General features: G+C 74.7%; 21 protein-coding genes and 2 tRNA genes. 10 read left to right on the top strand and 13 right to left on the bottom strand.

The window, feature by feature from the left end; translation table 11 throughout:
- Positions 1–34: 34 nt before the first annotated feature.
- The 3 genes from ACFEMC_RS06020 to ACFEMC_RS06010 all read right to left on the bottom strand — a co-directional run bounded on the left by ACFEMC_RS06020 (position 35) and on the right by ACFEMC_RS06010 (position 2,505).
- Complete coding sequence (locus tag ACFEMC_RS06020) at positions 35–673, bottom strand: ClpP family protease (RefSeq protein WP_380174518.1); 639 nt, start codon at positions 671–673, stop codon at positions 35–37.
- A gap of 176 nt (positions 674–849) precedes the next feature.
- The gene (gene tig / locus ACFEMC_RS06015; protein ID WP_380174516.1) at positions 850–2,277 is read right to left on the bottom strand and encodes a trigger factor; all 1,428 of its coding nucleotides are present in this window, start codon (positions 2,275–2,277) and stop codon (positions 850–852) included.
- Positions 2,278–2,431: 154 nt separating this feature from the next.
- Positions 2,432–2,505, bottom strand: a tRNA-Pro gene (locus ACFEMC_RS06010).
- Positions 2,506–2,606: 101 nt separating this feature from the next.
- Here ACFEMC_RS06010 and ACFEMC_RS06005 point away from each other — a divergent pair.
- Both ACFEMC_RS06005 and ACFEMC_RS06000 read left to right on the top strand, forming a co-directional pair.
- Positions 2,607–2,680: transfer RNA gene (locus ACFEMC_RS06005), tRNA-Gly, on the top strand.
- Positions 2,681–2,750: 70 nt separating this feature from the next.
- Complete coding sequence (locus ACFEMC_RS06000; protein ID WP_380174514.1) at positions 2,751–3,986, top strand: glycerate kinase; 1,236 nt, start codon at positions 2,751–2,753, stop codon at positions 3,984–3,986.
- A 1-nt stretch (position 3,987) separates the two neighbouring features.
- Here the strand turns inward: ACFEMC_RS06000 and ACFEMC_RS05995 are convergent, their stop codons facing one another.
- Genes ACFEMC_RS05995 through ACFEMC_RS05985 form a run of 3 tightly spaced genes read right to left on the bottom strand, consistent with a single transcriptional unit; the run spans position 3,988 to position 6,425 of the window.
- Positions 3,988–5,094, bottom strand: a complete 1,107-nt coding sequence (locus ACFEMC_RS05995; protein WP_380174512.1) for a PP2C family protein-serine/threonine phosphatase — start codon at positions 5,092–5,094, stop codon at positions 3,988–3,990.
- Positions 5,095–5,147: 53 nt separating this feature from the next.
- Positions 5,148–5,942 (bottom strand): Fpg/Nei family DNA glycosylase, encoded by a 795-nt coding sequence (locus ACFEMC_RS05990; protein ID WP_380174510.1) that lies wholly within the window; start codon positions 5,940–5,942, stop codon positions 5,148–5,150.
- Positions 5,943–5,951: 9 nt separating this feature from the next.
- On the bottom strand, positions 5,952–6,425 hold the full coding sequence (locus ACFEMC_RS05985) for a ribose-5-phosphate isomerase (RefSeq protein WP_380174508.1): 474 nt from the start codon (positions 6,423–6,425) through the stop codon (positions 5,952–5,954).
- A 36-nt stretch (positions 6,426–6,461) separates the two neighbouring features.
- Here ACFEMC_RS05985 and ACFEMC_RS05980 point away from each other — a divergent pair, with 36 nt between their 5' ends.
- Positions 6,462–7,166 carry a DUF429 domain-containing protein gene (locus ACFEMC_RS05980; RefSeq protein WP_380174506.1) on the top strand — a complete coding sequence of 235 codons (705 nt, stop codon included), beginning with the start codon at positions 6,462–6,464 and terminating at the stop codon, positions 7,164–7,166.
- Between the two features lie 18 nt (positions 7,167–7,184).
- On the opposite strand, the gene ACFEMC_RS05975 is transcribed toward ACFEMC_RS05980, so the two are convergent.
- Positions 7,185–7,811 (bottom strand): DsbA family protein, encoded by a 627-nt coding sequence (locus ACFEMC_RS05975; protein ID WP_380174504.1) that lies wholly within the window; start codon positions 7,809–7,811, stop codon positions 7,185–7,187.
- Between the two features lie 129 nt (positions 7,812–7,940).
- On the opposite strand from ACFEMC_RS05975, the gene pepN reads away from it, so the two are divergent.
- Positions 7,941–10,499 (top strand): aminopeptidase N, encoded by a 2,559-nt coding sequence (pepN, locus tag ACFEMC_RS05970; protein ID WP_380174502.1) that lies wholly within the window; start codon positions 7,941–7,943, stop codon positions 10,497–10,499.
- A 54-nt stretch (positions 10,500–10,553) separates the two neighbouring features.
- Here pepN and malQ read toward each other — a convergent pair whose 3' ends face one another.
- Positions 10,554–12,695, bottom strand: a complete 2,142-nt coding sequence (malQ, locus tag ACFEMC_RS05965; RefSeq protein ID WP_380174500.1) for a 4-alpha-glucanotransferase — start codon at positions 12,693–12,695, stop codon at positions 10,554–10,556.
- A 137-nt stretch (positions 12,696–12,832) separates the two neighbouring features.
- Here malQ and ACFEMC_RS05960 point away from each other — a divergent pair, with 137 nt between their 5' ends.
- The 4 genes from ACFEMC_RS05960 (at position 12,833) to ACFEMC_RS05945 (ending at position 18,206) form a co-directional block, all read left to right on the top strand.
- A complete protein-coding gene (locus ACFEMC_RS05960; RefSeq protein WP_380174498.1) occupies positions 12,833–15,022 on the top strand; it encodes a prolyl oligopeptidase family protein in 2,190 nt (729 codons plus the stop codon).
- Between the two features lie 19 nt (positions 15,023–15,041).
- Entirely contained in the window at positions 15,042–16,109 is a 1,068-nt protein-coding gene (locus ACFEMC_RS05955; protein WP_380174496.1) for a mechanosensitive ion channel family protein, read from the top strand.
- 64 nt (positions 16,110–16,173) lie between these two features.
- Entirely contained in the window at positions 16,174–17,760 is a 1,587-nt protein-coding gene (locus tag ACFEMC_RS05950) for an SDR family oxidoreductase (RefSeq protein WP_380174494.1), read from the top strand.
- Positions 17,761–17,795: 35 nt separating this feature from the next.
- Positions 17,796–18,206 (top strand): globin, encoded by a 411-nt coding sequence (locus tag ACFEMC_RS05945; RefSeq protein WP_380176624.1) that lies wholly within the window; start codon positions 17,796–17,798, stop codon positions 18,204–18,206.
- Positions 18,207–18,209: 3 nt separating this feature from the next.
- Here the strand turns inward: ACFEMC_RS05945 and ACFEMC_RS05940 are convergent, their stop codons facing one another.
- On the bottom strand, positions 18,210–18,575 hold the full coding sequence (locus tag ACFEMC_RS05940) for a winged helix-turn-helix transcriptional regulator (RefSeq protein ID WP_380174492.1): 366 nt from the start codon (positions 18,573–18,575) through the stop codon (positions 18,210–18,212).
- Positions 18,576–18,668: 93 nt separating this feature from the next.
- Between ACFEMC_RS05940 and ACFEMC_RS05935 the strand changes: the two genes are divergently transcribed.
- Positions 18,669–19,283, top strand: a complete 615-nt coding sequence (locus tag ACFEMC_RS05935; protein WP_380174490.1) for a malonic semialdehyde reductase — start codon at positions 18,669–18,671, stop codon at positions 19,281–19,283.
- Positions 19,284–19,294: 11 nt separating this feature from the next.
- Here the strand turns inward: ACFEMC_RS05935 and egtC are convergent, their stop codons facing one another.
- The 4 genes from egtC to ACFEMC_RS05915 all read right to left on the bottom strand — a co-directional run bounded on the left by egtC (position 19,295) and on the right by ACFEMC_RS05915 (position 24,188).
- Positions 19,295–19,984: an ergothioneine biosynthesis protein EgtC gene (gene egtC / locus ACFEMC_RS05930; RefSeq protein WP_380174488.1), complete on the bottom strand. Its 690-nt coding sequence runs from the start codon at positions 19,982–19,984 to the stop codon at positions 19,295–19,297.
- A gap of 2 nt (positions 19,985–19,986) precedes the next feature.
- Positions 19,987–21,282 (bottom strand): ergothioneine biosynthesis protein EgtB, encoded by a 1,296-nt coding sequence (gene egtB / locus ACFEMC_RS05925; RefSeq protein WP_380176622.1) that lies wholly within the window; start codon positions 21,280–21,282, stop codon positions 19,987–19,989.
- A 20-nt stretch (positions 21,283–21,302) separates the two neighbouring features.
- Positions 21,303–22,550, bottom strand: a complete 1,248-nt coding sequence (locus tag ACFEMC_RS05920) for a glutamate-cysteine ligase family protein (RefSeq protein ID WP_380174486.1) — start codon at positions 22,548–22,550, stop codon at positions 21,303–21,305.
- A gap of 120 nt (positions 22,551–22,670) precedes the next feature.
- Positions 22,671–24,188, bottom strand: coding sequence for a helix-turn-helix domain-containing protein (locus tag ACFEMC_RS05915; RefSeq protein ID WP_380174484.1), 1,518 nt, complete (start codon positions 24,186–24,188; stop codon positions 22,671–22,673).
- A gap of 72 nt (positions 24,189–24,260) precedes the next feature.
- On the opposite strand from ACFEMC_RS05915, the gene ACFEMC_RS05910 reads away from it, so the two are divergent.
- Positions 24,261–26,258 (top strand): phosphoenolpyruvate carboxykinase (GTP), encoded by a 1,998-nt coding sequence (locus tag ACFEMC_RS05910; protein ID WP_380174482.1) that lies wholly within the window; start codon positions 24,261–24,263, stop codon positions 26,256–26,258.
- Positions 26,259–26,276: the final 18 nt, after the last annotated feature.

Here is a 26,276-nt window from a genome sequence, read left to right as displayed (position 1 = left end):
TCCCCTCGAGGCGGTGAACAGCGGGCGGAACAGCTCAGGCACCGGTGCCGCCCCCGCCCTCGACCTCGCTGGTGTGGCCCACGACGTGGTCGATGAGGCCGTACTCCTTGGCCTCCTGCGCCGAGAACCAGCGGTCGCGGTCGGAGTCGCGGGTGATCGTCTCGAACGTCTGGCCCGAGTGCTGCGCGATGAGCTCGGCCATCTGCTTCTTGGTGGCGATGATCTGCTCGGCCAGGATCTTGATGTCCGAGGCCGAACCGCCCAGGCCGCCCAGCGGCTGGTGCATCATGATCTTCGCGTGCGGCAGCGCCGAGCGCTTGCCCGCGGCCCCCGCGCAGAGAAGGAACTGCCCCATCGAGGCAGCCATGCCGGTGGCGATCGTCGCCACGTCGGGCTTGATGTACTGCATGGTGTCGTAGATCGACATGCCCGCGGACACCGAGCCGCCGGGCGAGTTGATGTACATGAAGATGTCCGCGTCCGGGTCCTCCGCGGCCAGCAGCAGCAGCTGCGCGCAGATGGCGTTGGCCATGTCGTCCCGGACCTCGGTCCCGAGCCAGATGATCCGCTGCTGCAGCAGCCGCTGGTAGACGTTGTCGTCCAGGCCCATGCCCGGCTGACCCGTGCGGGCCTGCGGCGTCACCAGTCCCGGTGCGCTCAAGATCTCGCTCACGCTGTTCCCTGGCCCTCTCCTGGCGTCGACCACCCACCCCGGACGTGTCCGGGAGGGTCCGGCGGATGCTCCGCCGATCTCGATCGACCCTAACGCGCGGGTCCCGACGACCATGTCGGGACCGGGGCCTTTTCGCTGTGGGCGCACCGTCACCGGTGCGCCCACAGCGACGGGGATCAGCTCTTGTCCGACTCCTGCGCGGTGTCGGAGGTCGCGACCTGCTCGGCCGCGGCCTGCTCGTCCTCACCGGTCGGGTCGACGGTCTCGCCGGCCTCGGTGGCGGGGCTCTCGACGGCCTCGTCCCCCGAACCCTCGGTCGCGTCGTCCTCGTCGTCGCCGCCGACGAGCTCCTCGAGGTCGACGGTGTTGCCCGAGGCGTCCGTCACGGTGGCCTTCTCCATGGCGACCGCGAGCGCCTTGCGGCGGCGGACCTCGGAGACCATGGACGGCACCTGGCCGGCGCCGTCGACCATCTGCACGAACTGGTTGGGGTCCATGCCGTACTGCTGGGCCTGGCCGACGAGGTACTCGATCAGCTCGCCCTGCTCGACACCGATCTCCTCGCGCTCGGCGAGCGCGTCGAGCAGGAGCTGGCTGCGGATGGCCTGCTCGGTGGACTCGGCGATCTCGGCGCGGTGCTCGGCGTCCTCGAGACGGCTCTCGCGCTCGAGGTGGGCGTGGATCTCGGCCTCGACGAGGGAGGCCGGGACCGGCACGTCGACGACCTCGAGGAGCTTCTCGAGGACCTTGTCGCGCGCCTGCAGGCCCTGCTCGAACTTCTTGGACTGCTCGACCTGCTGGAGCAGGTCGGCCTTGAGCTCGTCGAGGGTGTCGAACTCGCTGGCGAGCTGGGCGAAGTCGTCGTCGGCCTCGGGCAGCACGCGCTCCTTCACCGACTGCACGGTGACGGTGATGCTGGCGTCCTCGCCCTTGCGGTCACCGCCGGCCAGCGGGGCCGTGAACGTCGTGGTGCCCTCGGCGGCGACGCCCGTGAGCGCCTCGTCGAGGCCGTCGATCATGTTGCCCTGGCCGATGCGGTAGCTGATGCCCTTGGCGCTCTCGATCTCCTCGCCGTCGATCTCGGCGAGCAGGTCGATGGAGACGAAGTCGCCGTCGGCGGCGGCGCGGTCCACGCCGGTGAGGGTGCCGAAGCGCTCGCGCAGGGCGGTCAGACGGGTCTCGACCTCCTCCTCGGGCACCTGCAGGTCGTCGACCGTGACCTCGATGGTCGACAGGTCGGGCAGCTCGAGGGTCGGGCGGACGTCCACCTCGACGGAGAACTTCAGGTCGCCGCCGGTGGCGGGGTCGGGCGCCTGGGAGACGTCGACGGTGGGCTGGCCCAGGGGCAGGAAGTCCGAGGCCTCGACGGCCTGCTGGTAGAACTTCGGCAGCGCGTCGTTGACGGCCTCCTCGAGCACGACGGCCCGGCCGAAGCGCTGGTCGATGACGCGCGCGGGGACCTTGCCCTTGCGGAAGCCCGGCACCTGCACCTGACCCGCGATCGACTTGTACGCCTTGTCGAGACTGGGCTTCAGCTCGTCGTAGCCGACCTCGACGGTGAACTTCACCCGGGTCGCGTTGAGGGTCTCGACGTCGCTCTTCACAGCAGGGGTCTCCTGGGGTCTCTCCGCGCATGGCGGAGGTCGTGGTCAGGCGTGCGGCACGCCGGGGCAGCCCCGACGCACCGCGAAAGCGTAGCCGTCCGCGACGGGGCCCATCACTGCGCGACCGTCCGCACTGCGGACGGACGCGTGTCCGTCGGGGTACCCGGATTCGAACCGGGGGCCTTCCGCTCCCAAAGCGGACGCGCTACCAAGCTGCGCCACACCCCGCGCACCACCGCACGGGCGGCACAGGCAGCAGGCTACCGCTCACGACCCGCTACGCTGTTCCCCGAGGCGCCCCGCAGGGCTTCTCGGGCACGTGTTCACGTGCGGGCGTAGCTCAATGGTAGAGCCCTAGTCTTCCAAACTAGCTACGCGGGTTCGATTCCCGTCGCCCGCTCCACACCGCAGCGGCCGTCTCCCCCGGAGGCGGCCGCTGCGTCGTCCCGGCGGGCATCGGTAGGGTCCGCGGCATGCCGACCCCGGACAAGACGGCCTTCCACGTCGTCGTGGCGCCCGACAAGTTCAAGGGGTCGCTGACGGCCTCCGAGGTGGCGCACACGGTCGCCGAGCACTTCCGGGAAGGCTTCCACCGCGCGCTGTCGGCCGGCGCGGAGGCTCGCGGCCTCGAGACGACCGGCTGGGCCGTGGTGTCCACCCCCCTGCCCGTGGCCGACGGCGGCGAGGGCACCGTCGAGGCCGCTGTCCGCTCCGCGGGCTTCGGGACGGTGACCGTCCGCGTCACCGGCCCCACCGGTGAACCGGTGCAGGCGACGTACGCCCGCGACGGGGACACCGTGATCGTCGAGATGGCGCAGGCCTCCGGCCTGGACCGGCTGCCCGGCGGCGTCCGCGCCCCCCTGACGGCCACGACCCGCGGCACGGGCGAACTCGTGCGCCACGCCCTGGCCGCCGGGGCCCGCGACGTCGTGCTCGCCGTGGGCGGCAGCGCGAGCACCGACGGCGGCGCGGGGATCCTCGCCGCGCTCGGCGGACGGTTGCTGGACGCGGCCGGGAACGACCTGCCCGACGGTGGCGCGGCGCTGCTCGACCTCGACCGCGTGGACCTGTCCGGGCTGGACCCGCTGGTGCGCCGGACGTGGTGGACGCTCGCGGCCGACGTCGACAACCCGCTCCTCGGGACGCGCGGGGCCGCGGCCGTCTTCGGACCTCAGAAGGGGGCGAGCGCCGCCGACGTGGAGCTGCTGGACCGGGCCCTGACCCGCTTCGCGGACGCGCTGGCCGACGCCACGGGGACCGACGCGCGGGAGGAACCGGGGGCCGGCGCAGCCGGGGGCGTCGGGTTCCTGGCGCTGGGGTTGCTCGGGGCGCGGCGACGGCCGGGCGTGGAGGTGGTGCTGGACCTCGCGGGCTGGGAGCACCGGACACAGGGCGCCTCGCTCGTCGTCACGGGCGAGGGCAGCTTCGACGAGCAGTCGCTCGGCGGCAAGACGCCCGTCGGGGTCGCGGCCGCGGCCGCGAGGATCCCCGCCCCGGTGGTCGTGGTGAGCGGGCGGCGGACCCTGTCCGAGGAGCGGTGGCGCGCCGCGGGCTTCGCCGACGCCCGGGCCCTCACCGACCTCGAACCCGACCCCGCGGTGTGCGTGCGCGACGCGCGGCGGCTGCTCGCCGAGCTGGCCGGGCAGCTGGGGGCCGAGCACGGCGCCCGCGTCGCGCAGACGTGGACGTCGGAGGGTCCCGGGGCCTGACTCAGGCGGCGTCGCGCCACAGCAGCAGCGCGGTCCGGTCGTCGGCCTCCCCCGGCGCGACGTCGTCGACGAGGCCGGCCAGCGCACCGGCCCGCGCGCCCGGCGCCAGGGACAGCAGCCGGGTGACGAGGGCGCCGATCCCGTCGCCGAGGTCGACGTCGCGCTGCTCCACGACGCCGTCGGAGTAGACGAGCAGCGCGTCCCCGGGGGCGAGCGTGGCGCCCACAGCCGGGAACCCGGCGGACGGGACGAGCCCGAGGGGCGGCCCGGGGCTCGTCTCGAGCAGCTCCGCCTCGGTGGCCCCGTGGGCGTGCACGGCCGGCGGGTGGCCGGCCGAGGCCACCGACACCGTGCCGGACGTCAGGTCGACCGCCACGTGCACCGCGGTGGCGAAGCCCTCGAACCAGCCCTGGCGCAGGACGTACCGGTTGGCCGCGGGCAGGAACTCGTGCGGGGGCACGGCACCGAGGAGGCCGCCGAGGGCACCGGAGAGCAGGAGCCCGCGACTGCCGGCGTCCTGGCCCTTGCCCGAGACGTCGACGAGCGCGACCTCGAGCCGCTCACCCACCAGGCAGGACAGCAGGACGTCCCCGGAGAAGGCGTCGCCGTGGGCGGGACGGACCAGCCCCTCGGCGTGCCACCCGGGCGGCAGCTGCGGGAGCCGGCCCTGGGCGAGGAGCCGGTCGCGCAGGTCGACGAGCATCGCCTCCCCGAGGTAGCCCGTCAGGCCGAGTTGCTCGCGGCCGCGGGCGAACTGCACGGCCATGAGGGTCGTGAGCACGATGACCACGACGAGGCTCGGGGTCACCGGTCCGCGGTGCTCGGCGCGCAGCAGGACGGAGGCGACGAGGGCGAGGACGGTCGCCACGGCCAGCACCAGCATCGGCGTGAGGCGCAGGAGCAGGGCCCCCACGAGCACCAGCGGGACGACCGAGGTCAGCGGGACGGCTCCGTTCCGTGCGGAGGCGACCCCGACGACGAGGACCAGCAGGACGAGCACGGCCGCCGTGGACCGCTGCGGCGGACGCGTCAGCAGGCGCCGGACGGCCGCGCGGCGGCCGGGGCTCAGGCCGAACCGCCTGGCCCGGCGCGGGACGTGCCGCTGCATGTCGGCATCCTACGAGTGACTCAGCGTATGGACCCAATCACTGGAGGTGATCTCTAGGGCTGGCAGGCCGGGCACCACGTGAGGTGCCGCTGCGCGAGCTGCGCGTAGGCGATCTCCGTCCCGCACACCCGGCACGGCTGCCCCTGGCGTCGGTAGACGTAGAAGGAGTCCGCCCGCGTCGGCCGGCCCGCGCGCCGCGACCGGTGCTCGGGCCGGGTGGTGACGATGCGCCCGGCCCGGACCCCGGCCGCCATGAGGGTCGAGAGGTCCTTCCAGAGCGCGTCCCACTCGCTCTCCTCGAGCTCCCGGCCGGGCCGGTAGGGGTTGATGCCGGCCCGGAAGAGCACCTCCGCGCGGTACACGACCCCCACACCGGCGACGACCTCCTGCTGCATGAGCAGCCCCGCCGTGCTCGACCGGCTGCGGTGGATCCGTGCCCACGCCACCGCCGGGTCGGCGTCCGGGCGCAGCGGGTCCCCCCCGAGCCGGGCGTGCAGCGCGTCGACGCCGTCCGGGTCGAGGACCTCGCAGGCCGTCGGACCCCGCAGGTCGGCCCAGCCGCGCTCACCCTCGAGCCGGACGCGGACCTGCCCCCGCGGCGCCTCGGGGAGGCCGTCACCGGTCGTCCACTTCCCGTACAGGCCGAGGTGGACGTGCAGGGTGCGCCCGTCGTCGAAGTCGGCGAGCAGGTGCTTGCCGTGCGCGTCCGTCGCCACCAGCGTCCGGCCGTCGAGCAGGGCCGCGCCGTCCTCGAAGCGTCCCTGCGGACTGCTCACGACGACGGGCGAGCCCGCGAAGCGCTCCCCCAGCCGGCGGGCGTCGCGCCGGACGGTGTGACCCTCGGGCACCGCCCCGGGTCAGGCGCCGGGCAGGGGCGGGAGCTCGCCCGTGCGCGCGTACTCGTCGAGCATCGCGATGCGCCGCACGTGACGCGGGTCCTGGGAGAAGGGGGTCGCGAGGAAGGTGTCGGCGAGCAGCGTCGCCTCCTCGAGCGTGTGCATCCGGGCCCCGATGCCCACGCACTGCGCGTCGTTGTGCTCGCGCGCCAGGCGCGCGGTGTCCACCGACCAGGCCAGCGCGCACCGGATGCCCGGGACGACGTTCGCGGCGATCTGCTCGCCGTTGCCGGACCCGCCGATGACGATGCCGAGGCTGCCGGGGTCCTGCGCGACGGCGTGCGCGGCCCGCAGGACGAACGGCGGGTAGTCGTCCTGCCCGTCGTAGACGGGGGCACCGTGGTCGACGACGTCGTGGCCCTGCTCGCGCAGGTGGGCGACGAGGTGCTCCTTGAGCTCGAACCCGGCGTGGTCGGTGCCGATGTGGACGCGCATGGGGTCAGCTTGGCAGCCCGGTGCGACGATCGCGCCGTGGGGTCGGGTGTGGTGGTGCTGGGGGTCGACGGGCGTCGCGGCGGCTGGGCGGTCGCCGTCGTCGAGGGCGGTCCGCAGCGGGCCCGGGTGCTGGAATGGGTGGTCCTGACGGGCCAGGACGCCGCCCCCGTCCTCGACCTCGCGTGGCGGCGCGACGCAACCGCCGTCGGGTTCGACGTCCCGGTGGGGCTGCCCGCCGGCAACTGGAGGCCGGTGGACCTGCTGGCCAAGAAGGCCCTGGGCAGGGCCCACGCGCGCGTCTTCCTCGTCCCGCCGCGCGAGGTCCTGCGGCAGCCGGACTACACCGCGGCCCGCGCCCGCTGCCGCGACCTCCTGGGCGGCAGGGGCCTGTCGGCGCAGACGTGGGGGCTGCGCGGCCCGGTCCTGGCCGTCGACGACGCCCTCGCGGCGGACCCGGCGGCACGCGGGCTCGTCGTGGAAACCCATCCGGAGCTGTCGTTCGCGCAGATGTCGGGAGCGGTGCTGCCGTCGAAGAAGACGGCCGCGGGCCGCGCCGCCCGCGAGGAGGCGCTCGCCGGCTGGCTGGACGGGCCCGCCGCCCCGCCGGGCGACGACCACCTCGACGCGGCCGCGTGCGCCTGGTCGGCGCTGCGGTGGGCGGGCTGGACGCCCGGAGGCACCGCGCGCGTCCTCGGCGGGGACGATGACGAGCGCGGACTGCCCCAGCGGATCGTCGTGTGACCGCGCCGCCCGTGGGCGTCAGTCGAAGACCGGCCCCTGGGTCCGGGTGCGCTTGAGCTCGAAGAACCCGGGCACGCCCGCGACGAGCAGGCAGCCGTCCCACAGCCGGCCCGCGGCCTCGCCCTGGGGCGCCGGCGTCACGACCGGGCCGAAGAACGCGACGTCGTCGAAGGCCACGACGGGCGTCCCGACGTCCTCGCCGACCTTGGTGATGCCTTCGGTGTGCGAGGCGCGCAGCTCGGCGTCGTAGGTGGAGGAGTGCGCTGCCGCGGCGAGGTCCGCCGGGAGGCCGACCTCGGCCAGCGCCTCGGCGACGACCACGTCGAAGTCCTTGTTCCCCCCGGGGTGGATGCGCGTCCCCATCGCCGTGTAGAGCGGCAGGACGACGTCCTCGCCGTGCAGCAGGCGGGCGGCCGTCACCACGCGGACGGGCCCCCAGCCCTTGTCCATGAGCTCGCGGTACTCCTCGGGCAGGTCCCGGCCCTCGTTGAGCACCGACAGGCTCATGACGTGCCAGCGGACGGAGATGTCGCGGACCTTCTCGACCTCGAGCATCCAGCGCGAGGTCATCCAGGCCCAGGGGCAGAGCGGGTCGAACCAGAAGTCGGCCTGGGCCGAGGACCGGGAGGTCGTCGCAGTCGTCATGTGCTCATGGTGCTCCCGGGGTCCGACACCCGGCTGCCGGGGTCGGTGTCGCAGGGGCGTGGCAGAGTCGTCCGCGACACCGGCTGCCGCGGGCGGCCGGTCCTGAACGGCTCGAGGAGAGGACGTGCGGTGCCTGGCGAGAACCTGACGCGCGAGGAGGCCCGGACGCGGGCGGGCCTGGTGCAGGTCGAGCACTACGAGGTGGACCTGGACCTGACGACGGGTCCGGAGACGTTCCGCTCGACCACCACGGCGCGGTTCACGGCCACGCCGGGCGCGTCGACGTTCGTCGACCTCATCAGCCCGGCCGTGCACGAGGTCGTGCTCAACGGCACGGCGCTGGACGTGGCGGCCGTGAACGACGGCGTCCGCATCCAGCTGGACGACCTGGCGGCCGAGAACGAGCTCCTCGTCGTGGCCGACTGCCGCTACATGAACACGGGCGAGGGCCTGCACCGCTTCGTCGACCCGGTCGACGACGAGGTGTACCTGTACTCGCAGTTCGAGGTGGCCGACTCCCGGCGCGTCTACGCCGTGTTCGAGCAGCCCGACCTCAAGGCCGAGTTCACCTTCACCGTCACCGCGCCGGCGCACTGGCGCGTCATCTCGAACTCCCCGGTCGAGCACCGCCACCCCGTGGACGCGGGCACGCGCTGGACGTTCGAGCGCACGCCGCGGCTGTCGTCCTACGTCACCGCCATCATCGCCGGCCCCTACGAGGGGTCGGAGGACTCCCTCGTGTCCGCGGACGGCCGGACCGTCCCGCTGGGGGTCTACTGCCGCAAGTCCCTCGTGCAGCACCTCGACGCCGACAACGTCGTGCGCGCCACGAAGCAGGGCTTCGAGTTCTTCGAGCGCGAGTTCGACCGCGCCTACCCCTTCGCCAAGTACGACCAGGTCTTCGTGCCGGAGTTCAACGCCGGGGCGATGGAGAACGCCGGCGCGGTGACGTTCGTCGAGAGCTACGTCTTCCGCTCCAAGGTCCCGCAGGCCACCGTCGAGCGCCGCGTCGTCACCGTGCTGCACGAGCTGGCGCACATGTGGTTCGGCGACCTCGTGACCATGCGCTGGTGGAACGACCTGTGGCTCAACGAGTCCTTCGCCGAGTTCGCCTCCACGCTGGCCGCCGCCGAGGCGACGGAGTGGAAGGGGTCCTGGACGACCTTCAACTCCCTCGAGAAGTCCTGGGCCTACCGGCAGGACCAGCTGCCGACGACGCACCCGATCGTCGCCGAGATCAACGACCTCGAGGACGTCGCGGTCAACTTCGACGGCATCACCTACGCCAAGGGCGCGAGCGTCCTCAAGCAGCTCGTCGCCTACGTGGGCCGGGAGGAGTTCCTGGCCGGTGTCCGGGCGTACTTCGCCCGCCACGCGTTCGGCAACACCGAGCTCGTGGACCTGCTGCGCGAGCTCGAGGCCACGTCGGGCCGGGACCTGTCGGCCTGGTCGCGCGAGTGGCTGGAGACGGCCGGTGTGGCGACCCTGCGCCCGGTCGTGGAGACGGACGCCGACGGCACCATCACCGCGGCCCGCCTGCTGCAGGAGGCGCCCGCGGCGCACCCGCACCTGCGCGCCCACCGCATCGCCCTGGGCTGCTACGACCTCGTCGACGGCAGCTTCGAGCGCACCCACCGCGTCGAGCTCGACGCCGCGGGAGCCAGCACCGAGCTGCCGCAGCTCGTCGGCCGGCGGCGTCCGGACCTGCTGCTGGTCAACGACGACGACCTCGCCTACGCCAAGATCCGCCTCGACGACGCCTCGCTGGCCACGGCGCTGCAGCACCTCGACGCGTTCCGCGACTCCCTGCCCCGCTCGCTGGTCGCGGCGGCGCTGTGGGACATGACGCGCGACGGGGAGTCCCCCGCCCGCGACTACGCCGACCTGCTGCTGACGACGCTGCTGCCCGGCGACGCGGCCCGGGCCGACTCCACCGTCGCGCTGGTGCTGCTGCGCCAGCTGACGACGACGGTCGAGCTCTACACGGCACCGGCCCACCGGGAGGAGGTGCGCGCCCGCACGGCGAGCACGCTCCTGGAGCTGCTGCGCGCCGCCGCCGCCGGCAGCGACACCCAGCTGCAGTTCGCCCGGGCCTTCGCCTCGGCGGCCCACAGCCCCGAGCACCTCGCGGTCGTCGGGGGCCTGTACGACGGCTCGCAGGTCATCGAGGGCCTGGACGTCGACGCCGACATGCGCTGGGTGCTGCTCACGGCCCTAGTGGCCGGCGGCGTCCTGGGCCCGGAGGCCGTCGACGCCGAGCTGGACCGGGACGCCACCGCGACGGGCCAGCGCTCGGCCGCCGCGGCCCGCGCAGCCGTGCCCACCGCGGAGGCCAAGCAGCGTGCGTGGGCCGACGTCGTCGAGCGCGGCGACCTGCCGAACGCGGTCCAGGCCTCGGTCATCGCCGGGTTCTCGCGGGTCCACGACGAGGAGCTCCTGCGGCCCTTCGTCGAGCCGTACTTCGCCGTGCTGCGCACGGTGTGGGCCGAGCGGACCAACGAGATGGCCCAGCAGATCGTCACGGGGCTCTACCCGCTGGAGCTCGCCGACCACGCCCTCGTCGAACGCACCGACGCGTGGCTGGAGGCCGAGCCGGACGCCCCGCCCGCGCTGCGCCGCCTCGTCCTGGAGAACCGCGACGGGGTGGCCCGTGCGCTGCGGGCCCAGGAGCGCGACGCCCAGCGCTGACACCGACGTCCCGGGGCGGTGCTGGTCACCGCCCCGGGACGCCGCTGCGCGGGGTCAGCGGCGCAGGGCCTCGTCGACCGCCCGGGCCAGCGACTGCGCCCGCGGGTCGCCGGCGAGGTCGTCGAGCAGCACGACCTCGCCGTCCGGACCCGTCAGCGGCATGCGCCAGTTCGGGTACTCGTCGGACGTCCCCGGCTGGTTCTGGGTCCGCCGGTCCCCGACGGCGTCGACGAGGGAGACGCCAACCATGAGCGAGGGCGAGAGCGCCAGGTAGCGGTGCAGGGCCTCGACGGTCGCCTGCTCGTCGGCGCCCTCGGTGAGGAGGCCGCGGTCGCGGACGAGGCCGAGGATGCGTTCCTGCTCGGCGGCGTCCTGGGCGCGTTCCTCGGCCACGGGCCGCGTCAGCAGCCCGAGCCGGTCGCGCAGGCTGACGTGCTCCTGGGCGAGGTAGCCGGCCGTGGGCGGCAGGTCGTGCACGGTGACGCTGGCCAGGGCCAGTTCGCGGTAGGCCTCCGGGGCCTTGGGGCTCTCCCCGTCGTACTCGAACCACAGGACGGCGCTGCCGAGGATGCCGCGGTCGGCCAGGTAGTCGCGCACCCACGGTTCGACGGTCCCGAGGTCCTCCCCGACGAGGACGGCGCCGGCGCGCTGCGCCTCCAGCGCGAGGATCCCGATGAGCGCGTCGTGGTCGTAGCGGACGTACGTCCCGGCCGACGGCTCGGCGTCCTGCGGGATCCACCAGAGCCGGAACAGCCCGATGACGTGGTCGATCCGCAGCCCACCGGCGTGCCGCAGGATCGTGCGCACCATGTCGCGGAACGGCGCGTACGCGACGTCGGCGAGCCGGTCGGGCCGCCACGGGGGCTGGCTCCAGTCCTGGCCCTGCTGGTTGAAGGCGTCCGGCGGCGCACCGACAGTGACCCCGCGGGCCAGCGCGTCGCCGAGGGTCCAGACGTCGGCCCCGTCGGGGTGCACCCCGACGGCGAGGTCGTGGACGATGCCCGGCCCCGTGCCGGGGGCGGTCGCGGCGTCCTGGGCGGTGCGCAGCTGCTCGTCGCACTGCCACTGCAGCCAGCGGTGGAAGTCGATGCGCTCGGCGAGCTCGTCGACGAGCCCGCTCTCGCGTGCCGACTGCGGCGAGGCCGCCTCGGCGGGCCAGTCCGCGGCCGGGAGCCCGAACCGCTCGGCGAGGGCGCACCACGTCGCGAAGCCGGTCAGCCCCGGGTCCTCCGCGGCGACGTACCGGCGGAAGGCGGCCTCGCGCGCCGCGGTCCGGCCGTGGGCGAAGACGACCTCGAGCGCCTCGCGCTTGGCCGCCCAGGCCGTGTCGCGGTCGATCTCGGAGCTGTCGTGGACGGCGGGCCGGACCCGCTCGGCGAGCCGCTCGACGTGGGCCCGGTCGCCCGGGGTCAGGTAGGCGACCTCGCGGACGTCCTCGACGCGCAGGTAGAGCGGGTTGACGAAGCGGCGCGTCGTCGGCAGGTACGGCGAGGCCTCCATGGGCGGCACGGGCTGCGCCGCAGCCAGGGGGTTGACCAGGATCCAGCCGGCGCCCTGGTCGGCGGCCACGGCCGACAGCTCGGCGAGGTCGGCCAGGTCACCCACCCCCCACGAGCGCGAGGAGCGCACCGAGTACAGCTGCGTCTGGTAGCCCCAGCTGCGTCCCGTGCGCAGCGCGACGGGCAGCTCCAGGACGTCGGGGGTCACGACCACCGGGCACTGCGCGACGCCGTCGGGGGTGCGGGCGGTCAGCACGTGCCAGCCCAGCGGCAGGTCGTCGGGCAGTTCGAAGGTGGCCCGGCCGGTGAGGCGGCCGTCCACGAGGACGGGGTCGATCCAGCGGTCGAGCTGCCGCAGCGGGGCCCAGCCCTGGTCGTCCTCGAGCTCGACCGTGACGTCGACGGGGTCGCCGTGGGCCACGTGGACGGGCACGGGGTGCGGACGGCCCTCGCGGGCCACGACGACGGGCGGCAGGACGCGGCGCCAGGGGCGCAGCTTGACCTCGTGCAGCGCGTCGCGGACGGCCTCGCGCGAGGAGACGTCCAGCCCCATCGCGCCCAGGACGGCCGTCACTGTGGAGGCCGGGACGGTCGTCTGCCGTCCCCGCCAGTCGGTGAAGGTGGTGGCGACCCCGCAGGCGCTCGCGAGGTCGGTGAGCTCGGCGCCCAGCTCGGCGGTCGAGGAGTCGGTGGCCACCCGGCGACTCTGCCAGACCCGCTGCGCGCTGGCGCGTCCGAGCGCGAGGGTTCACGTGGACGTCACACGAGCGCGCCGTGGGGGGCCTGTGGAGGGTCCCCCCGCGGTGTCGGAGCGCCGACCTAGGGTGGTCGACCATGGACTCCCAGCCCTCCCCCGCCCGCCCGTCCGCGGGTCCGGGCCCCGACGTGGCGCCCCGCCTCGACCTGGTCGAGGAGCTGCACGGCGTCCCGGTGGCCGACCCGTACCGCTGGCTCGAGGACCCGGCCGACGCGCGCACTCAGGCGTGGTCGCAGTGGCAGGACGAGGCGTGGGAGCGCTGGGCCGCGCAGCTGCCCGGCCGGGCGGGCCTGGAGCGCCGCGTCCGCGAGCTCATGGCGACGGGGTCGGTGGGGGCGCCGGTCCACCGGGGCGAGCGGGTGTTCCGGACGCACCGGGACCCGGACGCCGAGCACGGGGTGCTGACCGTGACGGACCCGGGCGCGCCCCGGCGCGTGCTGGTCGACCCGGTCGCGCTGGACCCGTCGGGCACGACGACGCTGGACGCGTGGCGGCCCGACGTCGAGGGCGACCTCGTGGCCTACCAGCTGTCCGAGGGCGGCAGCGAGGAGAGCGTCCTGCGCGTCCTGGACGCGACGACGGGTGAGGTCGTCGACGGCCCGATCGACCGCGCGCGCTACTCCCCCGTGGCCTGGCTGCCCGCACGCGACGGCGTGCGGTCCTTCTACTACGTCCGCCGGCAACCGCCGGAGTCCGTCCCGGAGGACGAGCGGCAGTACCACCGGCGGGTGCACCTGCACGTCGTCGGCACCGACCCCGACACCGACGTCGAGGTGTTCGGGGCCGGTCGCGCCCTGACGAACTACTACGGCGTCTGGACGTCCCGTGACGGCCGCTGGCTCGTCGTCACGGCCGCCGAGGGCACGGCCCCGCGCAACGACGTGTGGATCGCCGACCTCGCGGGGGGCGACCCCGCGCGTCCGCAGTTCCGGCCGGTGGTGGAGGGCCGGGACGCGAGCACGAGCGCGTGGGTCGGCCGCGACGGACGCCTGTACCTGTTCACCGACCTCGACGCCCCGCGCGGTCGCCTCGCCGTCGCCGACCCGGGCACCCCCGGGGTCGAGCACTGGACCGACCTCGTCCCGCAGGCCGACGCCCTGCTGGACGACGTCGCGGTCCTCGACGGTCCGGAGCTGCCGGAGCCGCTGCTCGTCGTCGGCTGGACCGAGCACGCCGTCAGCTCCGTCACGGTGCACGACCTGGCGACGGGCCGGCAGCTGGAGGGGCCCGCCGGTCGCGTGGACCTGCCCGGGACCGGCTCGATCGGTGGCCTGGTCGGTCGTCCGGAGGGCGGGCACGAGCTGTGGTTCGGGTACACCGACACCACGACGCCCTCGCACGTGTGGCACTTCGACGCCCGCACGCGGGCCCTGACGGTCGAGGCCGCGCCGCCGGGGGCCGTGCAGGTGCCCGCCGTCGTGAGCCGGTTGCTGGAGTACCCCAGCCCCGACGGCACGGTCGTCCGGCTGCAGGTGACGGCCCGCGCCGACCTCCTCGACGAGGACGGGGTGCCGCGCACCCCGGCGCCGACGGTCCTGTACGGCTACGGCGGGTTCGGCATCAGCCTGTCGCCGCACTACGCCCCCGACGCGCTCGCGTGGGTCGAGGCCGGTGGCGTCTACGCCGTCGCGAACCTGCGCGGCGGCGGCGAGGAGGGCGAGGACTGGCACCGGGCCGGCATGCGCGGGTCCAAGCAGAACGTGTTCGACGACTTCCACGCCGCCGCCCGCTTCCTCGTCGACCGCGGGTTCACGACGCCGGCGCAGCTGTGCGTCCACGGCGGCTCCAACGGCGGGCTGCTCGTGGGCGCGGCGGCGACCCAGGAGCCGGCTCTGTTCGCCGGGGTGGTGTGCTCGGCGCCGCTGCTGGACATGGTCCGGTACGAGCTGCACGGGCTCGGCGCGACGTGGAGCGACGAGTACGGCACGGCGGCCGACCCCGAGGAGTTCGGCTGGTTGCACGGCTACTCCCCCTACCACCGGGTCGTCGACGGCACGCAGTACCCGGCCGTGCTCTTCACCGTCTTCGACGGCGACAGCCGGGTCGACCCGCTGCACGCCCGCAAGCTGTGCGCCGCCCTGCAGCACGCGACCGCCTCGGACCCGGCCGAGCGGCCCGTGCTGCTGCGCCGCGAGAAGGACGTCGGGCACGGCGCGCGGTCGGTCTCGCGCAGCGCCGGGCTCGTCCGCGACACCCTGGCCTTCGCCGCCCGGGCGACGGGCCTGACCCTCGACCACCTCGACGCGTCCACCGACCAGCACGTCTGAGAAGGAGTTGTCCCCCCTCGTGCTCGACTCGATCACCCAGGCCCTCGGCGGCGTGGACTCTGCCGAGGCCCAGGCGGGCGCCTCCGACGTCGTGGCGTTCCTGCTCGACAAGCCGCTGAAGGTCGTCGTCGTCCTGCTGGTCTGCTGGATCGCGCGGTACCTGGCGATGCGGCTCATCGGCCGGGTGGCCACGGGCATCTCCACCGGCGCCGGTCGGCTCGGCGGCGGTCGCCGCAACGGCCTGCTGGAGTCCTCCCCGCTGCTCAACGAGCGCCGTCAGCAGCGCGCCGAGACCCTCGCCTCGGTGCTGAAGAGCACCGTGACGTTCGTCCTGGGGATGCTCGCGATCCTCGTGGTGCTCGACACGGTCGGCATCGCCATCGCGCCGTTCCTGGCCTCGGCGGGGATCGCCGGCGTCGCGCTGGGGTTCGGCGCTCAGGCCCTCGTCAAGGACTTCCTGTCCGGCATCTTCATGCTCGCCGAGGACCAGTACGGCGTCGGCGACTCGGTGGACCTCGGGGACGCGTCGGGCACGGTCGAGGCCGTGGGCCTGCGCGTCACGCGGCTACGCGACGTCAAGGGGACGGTCTGGTACGTCCGCAACGGCGAGATCCTGCGGGTGGGCAACCAGAGCCAGGGCTGGGCCCGCGCCGTCGTCGACGTCTCGGTCGCCTACGGCGAGAACCTGGCCCGCGCCCAGGAGGTGCTGCAGCGCCTGGCCGACCACCTCGTCGAGGAGGAGGAGTGGAAGCCCCTCGTCCTGGACAAGCCCGAGGTCTGGGGCGTCGAGCAGATGACGACCGACGGCATCGTGCTGCGGCTGGTCGTCAAGACGGCCCCGTTGCAGCAGTGGGCCGTGCAGCGGGAGCTGCGGCGCCGGATCAAGGCCGCGTTCGACGCCGAGGGCATCGAGTTCCCCCTGGCCCAGCGCGTGTTCCTGCGCCACGACGACGCGCCGCGCCAGGCCCGGCCGCTGCCGGACCCGAACGCCGTGGTGGCCCCGCAACCGCCGCCGCCCAGTGAGGCCGACGTGGCCGCGCAGGACGCCGCGGCCGCCGACCCGGCGCGCACGCACCGGGGGCTGTGACCAGCCCGACCAGCGGGTCGCCCGCCGGGTCGCGCGCCGGGGCCCGCGCTCGGAGACTGTCGGCATGAGTGAGCCCTCGCCCGACGCCCCCACCGGGTCCCTCGACGACGTCCTGGCCGGGAACGGGCGCCTGGCCCTGGTCACGGGGGTGACGGGGTACATCGGCGGCCGGCTGGTGCCGGAGCTGCTGGCGGCGGGGTTCCGCGTCCGCGCCCTGGCCCGCCGGCCCGAGCAGCTGCGGGACCGGCCGTGGATCGACGAGGTCGAGGTCGTGGGGGCCGACGCCTCCGACCGCGACCAGGTGACCGCGGCGCTGCAGGGCGTCGACGTCGCGTACTACCTCATCCACGCCATGAGCGGCGGGTCGTCGTTCGCGGCGAAGGACCGCCGCACGGCGCGCACGTTCGCCCGCGCGGCCGCCGACCAGGGCGTGCGGCGCATCGTCTACCTCGGGGGCCTGCACCCGGAGGACGAGGAGCTGTCGACGCACCTGGAGTCGCGCCGGGAGGTCGGGGAGATCCTGCTGGACGCCCCGGTCCCCGCGACGGTGCTGCAGGCCGCCGTGATCCTCGGGTCGGGGTCGGCGAGCTTCGAGATGATGCGCTACCTCACCGAGCGCCTGCCCGTCATGGTCTGCCCGTCGTGGGTCTACAACCGCATCCAGCCCATCGCGGTGCGCGACGTCCTGCGCTACCTCGTCGGGTCGGCCTCCATGCCCGACGACGTCAACCGCACCTTCGACGTCGGTGGCCCGGACGTCATGACGTACCTGGACATGATGCGGGGCTACGCCGAGGTGGCCGGGCTGCCCAAGCGGCACGTGCTCCCCGTGAAGGTCATGTCTCCGCGGTTGTCCAGCCACTGGGTGGGCACCATCACCCCGGTCCCCGGCTCGATCGCACGACCGCTGGTGGAGAGCCTCGTCCACGAGGTCGTCTGCAAGGAGAAGGACGTCGAGCGGTACGTGCCGGACCCGCCCGAGGGCCTGATCCCGTTCCGCCGCGCGGTGCAGCTGGCGCTCAAGCGCATCCAGGAGGCGGACGTCACGACGCGGTGGAGCTCGGCCTCGGTGCCCGGCGCCCCGAGCGACCCGCTGCCGACCGACCCCGACTGGGCCGGCGGCAACCTCTACGTGGACGAGCGCACGACGGTCGTGGACGCCTCCCCGCACGAGCTGTGGGAGGTTCTCGAGGGCATCGGCGGTGAGCAGGGCTGGTACTCCTGGCCGATGGCCTGGGCGGTGCGCGGGGTCATGGACCGGTTCTCCGGCGGCCCCGGTCTGCGCCGCGGCCGGCGCGACCCGCGACACCTCATGGTCGGCGACGCCGTGGACTGGTGGCGCGTGGAGGAGCGCCAGCAGGACGAGCTGCTGCGCTTGCGGGCCGAGATGAAGCTGCCCGGTCTGGCCTGGCTGGACCTGCGGGTGGGGCGGGACCCGGTGGGCCGCACGCTCTTCCAGCAGCGCGCCCTGTTCCACCCCAAGGGCCTGGCCGGACAGGCCTACTGGGCGGCGATCAGCCCGTTCCACGACGTCGTCTTCGGCGGCATGCAGGAGAACGTCAAGGAGGCCGCGGAGGCCCTGGCCCGCGCGAACGCCACCGGCGCCCCCGCGACCGTCGACGTCCGCCCGGAGGCGACACTGGTGCGGTGAGCCCCGACCTGCCCTTCGTCCGCCCGCAGAACCTCCTGGGGCGCAAGCCCGCGGGGCCGGACGGCGGCACGAGGACGTTCTTCGACGAGGTGGGCGGGCACGAGACGTTCGTCCGCCTCGTCGACGTCTTCTACGACGGCGTCGCCGGGGACGACGTGCTGCGGCCCATGTACCCCGAGGCCGACCTCGGACCGGCCAAGGAACGGCTGCTGCTGTTCCTGGAGCAGTACTGGGGCGGTCCCACCACCTACTCCGAGCAGCGCGGTCACCCGCGGCTGCGGATGCGGCACGCGCCGTTCAAGGTCAACCCGGACGCCCGGGACCGCTGGCTGAGGCACATGCGCGCCGCCGTCGAGGCGCTCGGGCTGCCGCCCGCCCAGGAGGGGCTCCTGTGGGACTACCTCGACCGCGCCGCGCACAGCATGCTCAACACCTTCGAGGACTGAGCCTCACGCGCCGCGGGCGCAGTCCCCGGGCAGGTTCGCGCGCGCCCAGGCCGTGAGCTCGGCCAGCGCCGGCGCGAGCGCGCGACCCGCGTCGGTGAGGTCGTACACGACCGCGACGGGCGGCCCCTCGTGCACGGTGCGCTGGACGAGGCCGGCCCGGGAGAGCTCGGCGAGGCGGTCGGACAGCACGGAGTCGCTGATGCCCGCGACGGTCCGGCGCAGGTCGGAGAACCCGGCGGAACCGTTGCCGAGGGTGGCGAGCAGGATCCCGTTCCACCGCTTGCCGAGGAACCCGAAGGCGCGGGCCAGCGCGCCGTCGCACGCCCGGGCGCTGTGCGACTCCTCGACCTGCCGAACGTCGTCCACCACGTACCCCACTCTACTCCTTGACGCTTCATCATCCGGTGCTACTCTTTTTTTCGAAGCGACACCGTGATGAGTAGCAAGTATGAGGAGACGAGCATGACCGCCCTGGACGACCGCCCCTCGAGTCTGGCCCCTGACGCCCGCGCCGCGCTGTTCACCGACGCGCACACCGTGCAGCACTTCGCCCCCACCCCCGTGTCCGACGCCCAGCTCACCGAGATCTGGGACCTTGCGCGCTGGGCCCCGACCGCGGCCAACCTGCAGCCTCTCCGCCTGCTCTTCGTCCGCTCGGCGCAGGGCCGCGAGCGGCTGCTGCCCCTGCTGGACGAGAAGAACCGCGACCGCGCGGCGACGGCCCCGGTGACGGCCGTCCTCGCCCGCGACGACCGCTTCCACGACGCGATCCCGCACGTGGCGCCGTTCCTGGCCGGTCTGCAGCCGGTCCTGGACGGCGACGCCGAGATGCGGGCGCAGATGGGGGGCTACAGCGCTGCGCTGCAGGCCGGCTACCTCATCCTCGCCGTCCGCGCGCTGGGCCTGGCCGCCGGGCCGATGGCCGGGTTCGACAAGGCCGGCGTCGACGCGGAGTTCTTCGCCGGGACGTCGTGGCGCTCCGAGCTCGTCGTGAACATCGGGCACCCCGCCGCGCAGGACGCCTACCGCCCGCGCATGCCGCGCCTCGCCCCCGAGGACGTCGTCCGCTTCGCCTGACGCTCCCCGTGTCAGAGAGGGCTGACCCGGACCCCGCCGGCGTCGACCTCGACGAGGGAGCGGTCCGGGACGTCCTCCCAGCGCGGGTCGTCGTCGTGCGGTTCGCTCGCGACGACGACCCCGTCGTCGGTCCGCAGCACGCTGAGGGTGTCGCCCCAGGCGGTGGCGACGAGGTGGGTGCCGTCGGCGGCCAGGACGTTGAGGCGGGCACCGGGATCGGCGTCCCCCGCGGCCCGCACGCGCGGGCCGATCTCGTCGGGCGCCGCCAGCAGCCAGGACGCGAGCACCGCGGAGTCGCACACCGACTCCGCCGTGGGCCAGGCCTCCGCGGGCAGCACGGACCGCTCGACCCGGCCGTTGTGCGACAGCGCCCACGCACCCCGCACGAACGGCGCGCACGCCGTCTCGTCCGGCGGCATCCCGACGGTCGCGTCGCGCACGGCGCCGAGCACGCAGCCCGCCGCGACGTGGGGGGCGACGGAGGCGAGCGAGGCGTCCGCCCACAGCGGCGCCGCGCGGCGCCAGCGGGCCGGCTCGGGCCGGACCCCGCTCCACCAGGCGGCCCCCCAGCCGTCGGCGTTGACCGTCCCGTGGCGCTGCCGTCGCGGCGCCCAGCTCTGCTGCAGCAGACCGTGCTCGCGCTCCAGGAGCAGGTCGGCCAGGCTGCGCTCGGCGCCCAGCCAGGCCGTGTGCCGGCACACGCTCAGACGTCCCAGGCCAGGCGGACGCCCGTGAAGATCTGCCGGCGCACCGGCCAGTCCCAGTTCCGGAACGACGGCCGCACCGAGACGGACGTGCTGGCCCAGGACCCGCCGCGCAGCACCCGGTAGCCGCCGCCGAAGAACGGCGCGGAGTAGGTGTCGTAGAGCATCGGGGAGAACCCCGGCCACGGCGCGAAGTCCGAGGACGTCCACTCCCACACGTCGCCCATCAACTGCTCGACGCCGTAGGCGCTGGCCCCGGCCGGGTAGGCCCCGACCTGCGCGGGCCCCAGCGCGTGCCCGCCGAGGTTGGCCCGCTCGGCGGTCGGGGCCTCCTCACCCCACGGCCAGCGGCGGCGGCGACCCAGCACCGGGTCCCAGGCGCAGGCCTTCTCCCACTCGACCTCGGTGGGCAGCCGTGCCCCGGCCCACCGCGCGAAGGCCTCCGCCTCGTGGCAGTCGACGTGCTGGACGGGGGCGGCGGGGTCGAGGGCGACCTCGACGGCGAAGCGCCGCTGCGTCCAGCCGCCCGCGCCGTCGCGGGACCAGCCGAGCGGGGCCGCGATCCCCTCGGCCCGGCGGTGCGCCCAGCCCTCGCGCGTCCAGTGGCGGGGGTCGTCGTACCCGCCGTCGTCGACGAAGGCCGCCCACTCCCCGTTCGTCACCGGGACGCGGCCGATGCGGAACGCCGGGACGTGGACGCGGTGCTGCGGGTGCTCGTTGTCCAGGGCCCACGGCTCCTGCGCCGGGTCGACGCCGAGCAGGAACTCCCCCGCCGGCACGAGGACGGGCTCGGCCGGCACGACCCGGCCGGGTGGCGTGGGCGCGGCAGCGAGCAGCGGGTCGCCCGAGCGCAGGTTGTGCGTCGCGAACATCGTCTCGTCGTGCTGGTGCTCGTGCTGGGCGACCATCGCGACGGCGAACGCGGCCTGCGCGGGGTCCTGCGACCGCACGCGCGCGACGCGGTCCAGGACACGGTTGCGCACGTCGGCGACGGCCCGCCGGGACGCTCGCGGGTCCAGCAGCGGCAGCTGGGTCCGCGTCGCGCGCGGGTGCTCGGCGGCGTCGTAGAGGCAGGCGATCGTGGGGTGGAAGACGGGTGTCCGGTCGGCCCCCGACCCCTGCTGCAGGAGCCACAGCTCCTCCTGCTGCCCGATGTGGGCGAGGTCCCAGACGAGCGGGCTCATGAGCGGGGAGTGCTGGACGGTCAGCTCGGCGTCGGCGGCCTCGGTCAGTCGGGCCGTCGTGCGGCGGCCGTCCTGCAGCGCCGCGACCGCGTCCTCGAGGGAGTGGTCCAGGGGCTGGTCGTCGAGCGTGGTCACCGGAGCTCCTCCGCGGTCAGGCAGGCGTCGGGTCCGTCGGCGCGGAACCGGTCGGTCACGAGGTCGGCGGGGCTGCGGCCCGCCGTCAGCAGGTCGGTCCAGACGTCGACGGCGGGCACGAGCGCCGGGTCCACCCGGCCTGCGGCCGCGGCGAGCACGCCGAGCGCTGCCCGGCGCAGCGCCGGGTCGGCGAGCCCCACCCCCACAGCGTCGACCCCGCGGTCCGCCACCGGCTCGGCAGCCGCCGCGGCGGCCTCGGCCGCCACCGGGTCGTCGACGACGGTCGCGACGACGGCCGCCAGCCCCGGGCGCAGAGCCGAGGGCACGGCGTCGAGGAACCGCAGTTCCAGGAAGCCCCGCAACCGCACGGGCGGCCACAACGTGGTGAGGTGCGCGTCCACGTCGGCGGTGCCGGGGCGCCGGCCGTCGAGCAGGACCCGGCCCGCGGCCCAGTCCCCGAACGGGACGTGGTCGCGGACGGGTGCGAACTCCCCCGTGTCCTGGACCCGGACGAACATGACGGGCGCAGCGAAGGCGAACTCCGTCCACTGCGCGACCGGGTCGCTGCCGTCCCCGGACGCGCGGCACCGGCCGGGTTCCAGCCGGCCCCAGACCTCCTGCCGGCCGCACACCGCTCCGGTCGGGACGCCCTGGCGCAGCGGCGACGTCGCCGCGAGCGCGACGAGCACGGGCGTCAGCCGGCGCACGTGCGCCAGCCGGTCGGCCCACCCGGCAGCGGGCCCGGCGTCCAGGTTGACCTGCAGGGAGGCCGTCGAGGCCATCATCGTCGCGCCGTCGAGGTGGTGGCCCACGGCGTCGAAGTGCGCCTCCATCGCCCGGTAGCGCGAGCCGGGGTGGACGCGGGCGGGAGCGCGCACGGGGTCCAGGCCGGTGGCGAGGGCGACGAGCCCGTCGGTGGCGAGCAGGGCGTCGACCGCGGCCGCGTCCCGCTCCAGGCCCGCGACGGTCGGCACGAGGTCGCCCGGCGGGGTGGACAGCTCCACCTGCCCGCCGGGTTCGAGCGTCAGGCGGGAGCCCGCGGGCGGCACGAACCCCGCCACGAGCGACGTCAGCCGGTCCCAGTCCACGCGGCGGCGGGGGGCGCGGACGTCGACGACGTGCCGTTCCAGCTCGAGCCCGACGGTGCCCGTCCCCGAGGGGCGCAGGGCGGTGGCGGCGACGTGGGCGCGCAGGGCCTCGGGCGGCGAGACCGCCTCGGGGACGCGGGGAACGGTGAGCGACACGGTGGTGCGAGCCCCTTCCAGGTCCGGACCGGTCCTGGCGGACCGCGGGTCGGCGTGGGGCCAGGTCCTGGCCTCGTCGTCACCCTCGCACGCGGCCTCAGCCGTCGCACCCCCGGGCCCTCACGACGGCGGGGTGCGCGGGGCGTGGGAGTCGAGGAAGGAGTAGACCTCCAGGTCGTCGACGCCGGGGAAGCGCCCCGAGGGCAGCGGCGCCAGCGTCTGGGCGTGCAGGCGGGCGCTCGGCCAGGCGTGCTCGGCCCACCGCTCGGCCACCCCGGCCGGCGGCCGGCGGCAGCACGCCGCCTCGGGGCACGTGCTCCTGGTCCGCACCCGGGTGTCCCGGCCGCGGAACCACTTCGCGTGCGCGTACGGGACGCCGACCGTGATGGAGAACCCGCCGTCGTCGCTCGTCCCCGTCTGGCTCGAGCACCAGAACGTCCCCGCGGGCGTGTCGGTGTACTGGTAGTTCTCCGTCGTGCGGTTCCGGACGTCGAACACCGTGCGCGCGGTCCACTGCCGGCACACCGGCTGCCCCTCGATGGCGCCCGAGGAGTCCTCGGGGAACGGCACGCCGTCGTTCTCGTACCCGCGGTAGAGCGCGCCGTCGTCGCCGACGCGCAGGAAGTGCACGGGAATCCCCAGGTGCGACGTCAGCAGGTTCGTGAGCCGGTGCGCCGCAGCCTCGTGCGTCACGCCGAACGCGTCGCGGAAGTCCTCCACCGCCAGGTCCTTGTCGGCCTTGGCCGCCGACAGGAACTCCACCGCGGCGCTGCGCGGGAGCAGGCAGCACGCCGCGAAGTAGTTGATCTCCAGTCGCTGGCGCAGGAACTGGGTGTAGCTCGCGGGCCGCTCGTGCTCCAGCACGCGGTGCGCGATCGCCTGCAGCGCCAGGGACCGCAGCCCGTGCCCGCCCGGGATCGAGGCGGGCGGGAGGTAGATGCGCCCGTTGGCCAGGTCGGTGACGGTCCGCGTGGAGTGCGGCAGGTCCTCGACGTGGATGATGCTGAAACCGAGGTCGGCGGCCATGCGTGCGACCTGCCGGTGGGTCAGAGCGCCGACGGTGTACCCCGCGGACCGCACGAGGTCCTCGGCGAGTTCCTCGATCTCCGGCAGGTGGTTGTCGACGGCCCGCAGGAGGTGCCGGATCTCGGTGTTCGCCCGCCGCGCCTCCTCCGGCGTCGCGTTGGACGCGTCGTGCCGGCGGGCGAGTTCGCGGTGCAGCCCCACGAGGGCCTCGAGCGCGTCGGTCGGCAGCTTCCGGCTCGACCGGACCTCCGGCAGCCCGAGCGTGCGCGCCAGGGGTGAGCGCTGGGCGTGGTCGAGCTCGATCTCCAGCGCTGCCCGGCGGCTCGGCGGGGGCGCGGGGTCGAGCAGGTCCGAGGGCGGAACCCCGAGGGCGCGGGCGACGGCGGTGATGAGGGACAGCCGGGGTTCGCGCTTGCCGTTCTCGACCTGCGAGAGCTGGCTCTGGGCGGCCCCGACCTCCTCCCCGAGCTGGGCCAGCGTCCACCCCTTGGCCTGCCGGTGGTGCCGGATCCGTCGTCCCACCGTGAGGGCGTCCAGACCCGTCTCCGGGACCGGCGGGGCGAGCGCCGGATCGGTCAGCGGTTCGAGCGCAGCGACGCGCAGCGGAGCCATGCGGTTCACGGTAGGTGAAGAACTGCGGATCTTCACCCCCTCTCGTCGTTGTCGGGGGGTTGCGTGCGCCACATGCTCGGAAGACGAACGCGAAACCACCACCGCTCCCGAAGGAGGCACGCCGACGTGACCATCGAGTTGACGCGTGACGTCCCCGTCCAGCCGACGGGGGCCCTGCGCCCGGCGCCCATTCCCGCCCCGCTGCCCCAGCAGCCCTCCCGGCTGCGGGTCCAGCACGCGGGTGCCGACCCGTCCGTCGTGGCGTGGGTCCGCAAGGTCGCGGCCCTCACCGAACCCGACGCCGTGGTGTGGTGCGACGGGTCGCAGGAGGAGTTCGACCGGCTCACGACGCAGATGGTGCAGGCCGGCACGCTGGTCCGCCTGGACGAGGACCTGCGGCCCGGGTCGTTCCTGGCGCGGTCGGCGCCGACGGACGTGGCGCGCGTGGAGTCGCGCACGTTCATCGCCTCCCACCGCCGCGAGGACGCCGGCCCGACGAACAACTGGCGCGAACCCACCGCCCTGCGCGAGGAACTGGCGGGCGTGTTCGCCGGGTCGATGCGCGGCCGCACGATGTACGTGGTGCCGTTCTCGATGGGACCGGTCGGTGGCCCGATCTCCCAGCTCGGCGTGCAGGTCACCGACTCCCCGTACGCCGTCGTCTCGATGCGCACCATGACCCGGATGGGCGCCGACGCGCTCGCCGCCATCGGCCCGGACACCACCTGGGTCCCTGCGGTGCACTCGGTCGGGTACCCGCTCGTCGACGCGGTCGGCCGGTCCCGCGCGGACGTGGCGTGGCCGTGCAACGACCTGAAGTACATCGCCCACTTCCCCGAGTCCCGCGAGATCTTCTCCTTCGGTTCCGGCTACGGCGGGAACGCGTTGCTGGGCAAGAAGTGCTTCGCGCTGCGCATCGCCTCCGCCATGGGCCGCGACGAGGGCTGGCTGGCCGAGCACATGCTGCTCGTGAAGGTGACCGACCCGCAGCAGCGGCAGTTCCACCTCGCGGCGGCGTTCCCCTCGGCGTGCGGGAAGACGAACCTCGCCATGCTCCGCCCGACGCTGCCCGGCTGGACGGTCGAGACGATCGGCGACGACATCGCCTGGATGCGCCCCGACGCCGACGGCCGGCTGCGGGCCATCAACCCCGAGGCCGGGTTCTTCGGCGTGGCCCCGGGCACGGGCTGGTCGACGAACCCGACCGCCATGCAGATGCTCGACCGGGACGTCATCTTCACCAACGTCGCGCTGACCGACGACGGGGACGTGTGGTGGGAGGGGATGACCGAGGAGGTCCCCGAGCACCTCCTGGACTGGCAGGGCCGGGACTGGACCCCCGCCTCGGGAACCCCCGCGGCGCACCCGAACGCGCGGTTCACCGTGTCGGCGTCGCAGTGCCCGTCGATCGCCGCCGAGCTCGACGACCCGCAGGGCGTGGTCGTGGACGCGGTGCTGTTCGGCGGCCGCCGCCGCACGAACGTCCCGCTGGTGTCCCAGGCTCCGGACTGGAAGGCCGGGGTGTTCCTGGGGGCGTCGGTCTCCAGCGAGCAGACCGCCGCGGCCGAGGGGACGGTCGGGCAGCTGCGGCACGACCCGTTCGCGATGCTGCCGTTCGCCGGGTACGACATGGCCGACTACTTCGCGCACTGGCTCGGCATGGAGGACCGGTTGTCGCAGCCGCCCGCGGTGTTCGGCGTGAACTGGTTCCGTCGAGGGGACGACGGGCGGTTCCTGTGGCCGGGGTTCGGCGAGAACTCCCGCGTCGTCGCGTGGATCTGCGCCCGCCTGGCCGGGCGGGTCGGCGCCGTACCGACCCCGGTGGGTCTCGTCCCGGCCGCCGGCGACCTCGACGTCACCGGTCTGGACGTCCCCGCGCAGGACCTGACCGCGTTGTTCGCGGTCGACCCCGCCGCCTGGACCGCGGAACTGGACGAGCTCGAGACGTACTTCGCCCGGTTCGGCGACAAGCTGCCCCGCGACCTGACGGCCCGCCTGGCGGAGGTCCGCGACGCGCTGCGCGCGGCCCGCTGGGAGCAGCGCCGCTGGGAGGAGTGGACGACCGACTGAGTCGTCCCCCACCGCGGG

This window comes from Kineococcus sp. DHX-1, assembly GCF_042473625.1.
Lineage (GTDB): Bacteria > Actinomycetota > Actinomycetes > Actinomycetales > Kineococcaceae > Kineococcus.
This window is presented reverse-complemented; position numbering and strand designations above follow the sequence as displayed.

Bases quoted from the DNA above. Each gene is read 5' to 3' on its own strand.
- ACFEMC_RS06000 (WP_380174514.1), top strand. From the start codon at position 2,751: ATGCCGACCCCGGACAAGACGGCCTTCCACGTCGTCGTGGCGCCCGAC.
- ACFEMC_RS05995 (WP_380174512.1), bottom strand. From the start codon at position 5,094: ATGCAGCGGCACGTCCCGCGCCGGGCCAGGCGGTTCGGCCTGAGCCCC.
- ACFEMC_RS05985 (WP_380174508.1), bottom strand. From the start codon at position 6,425: ATGCGCGTCCACATCGGCACCGACCACGCCGGGTTCGAGCTCAAGGAG.
- ACFEMC_RS05975 (WP_380174504.1), bottom strand. From the start codon at position 7,811: ATGACGACTGCGACGACCTCCCGGTCCTCGGCCCAGGCCGACTTCTGG.
- ACFEMC_RS05960 (WP_380174498.1), top strand. From the start codon at position 12,833: ATGGACTCCCAGCCCTCCCCCGCCCGCCCGTCCGCGGGTCCGGGCCCC.
- ACFEMC_RS05950 (WP_380174494.1), top strand. From the start codon at position 16,174: ATGAGTGAGCCCTCGCCCGACGCCCCCACCGGGTCCCTCGACGACGTC.
- ACFEMC_RS05935 (WP_380174490.1), top strand. From the start codon at position 18,669: ATGACCGCCCTGGACGACCGCCCCTCGAGTCTGGCCCCTGACGCCCGC.
- ACFEMC_RS05915 (WP_380174484.1), bottom strand. From the start codon at position 24,188: ATGGCTCCGCTGCGCGTCGCTGCGCTCGAACCGCTGACCGATCCGGCG.
- ACFEMC_RS05910 (WP_380174482.1), top strand. From the start codon at position 24,261: ATGCTCGGAAGACGAACGCGAAACCACCACCGCTCCCGAAGGAGGCAC.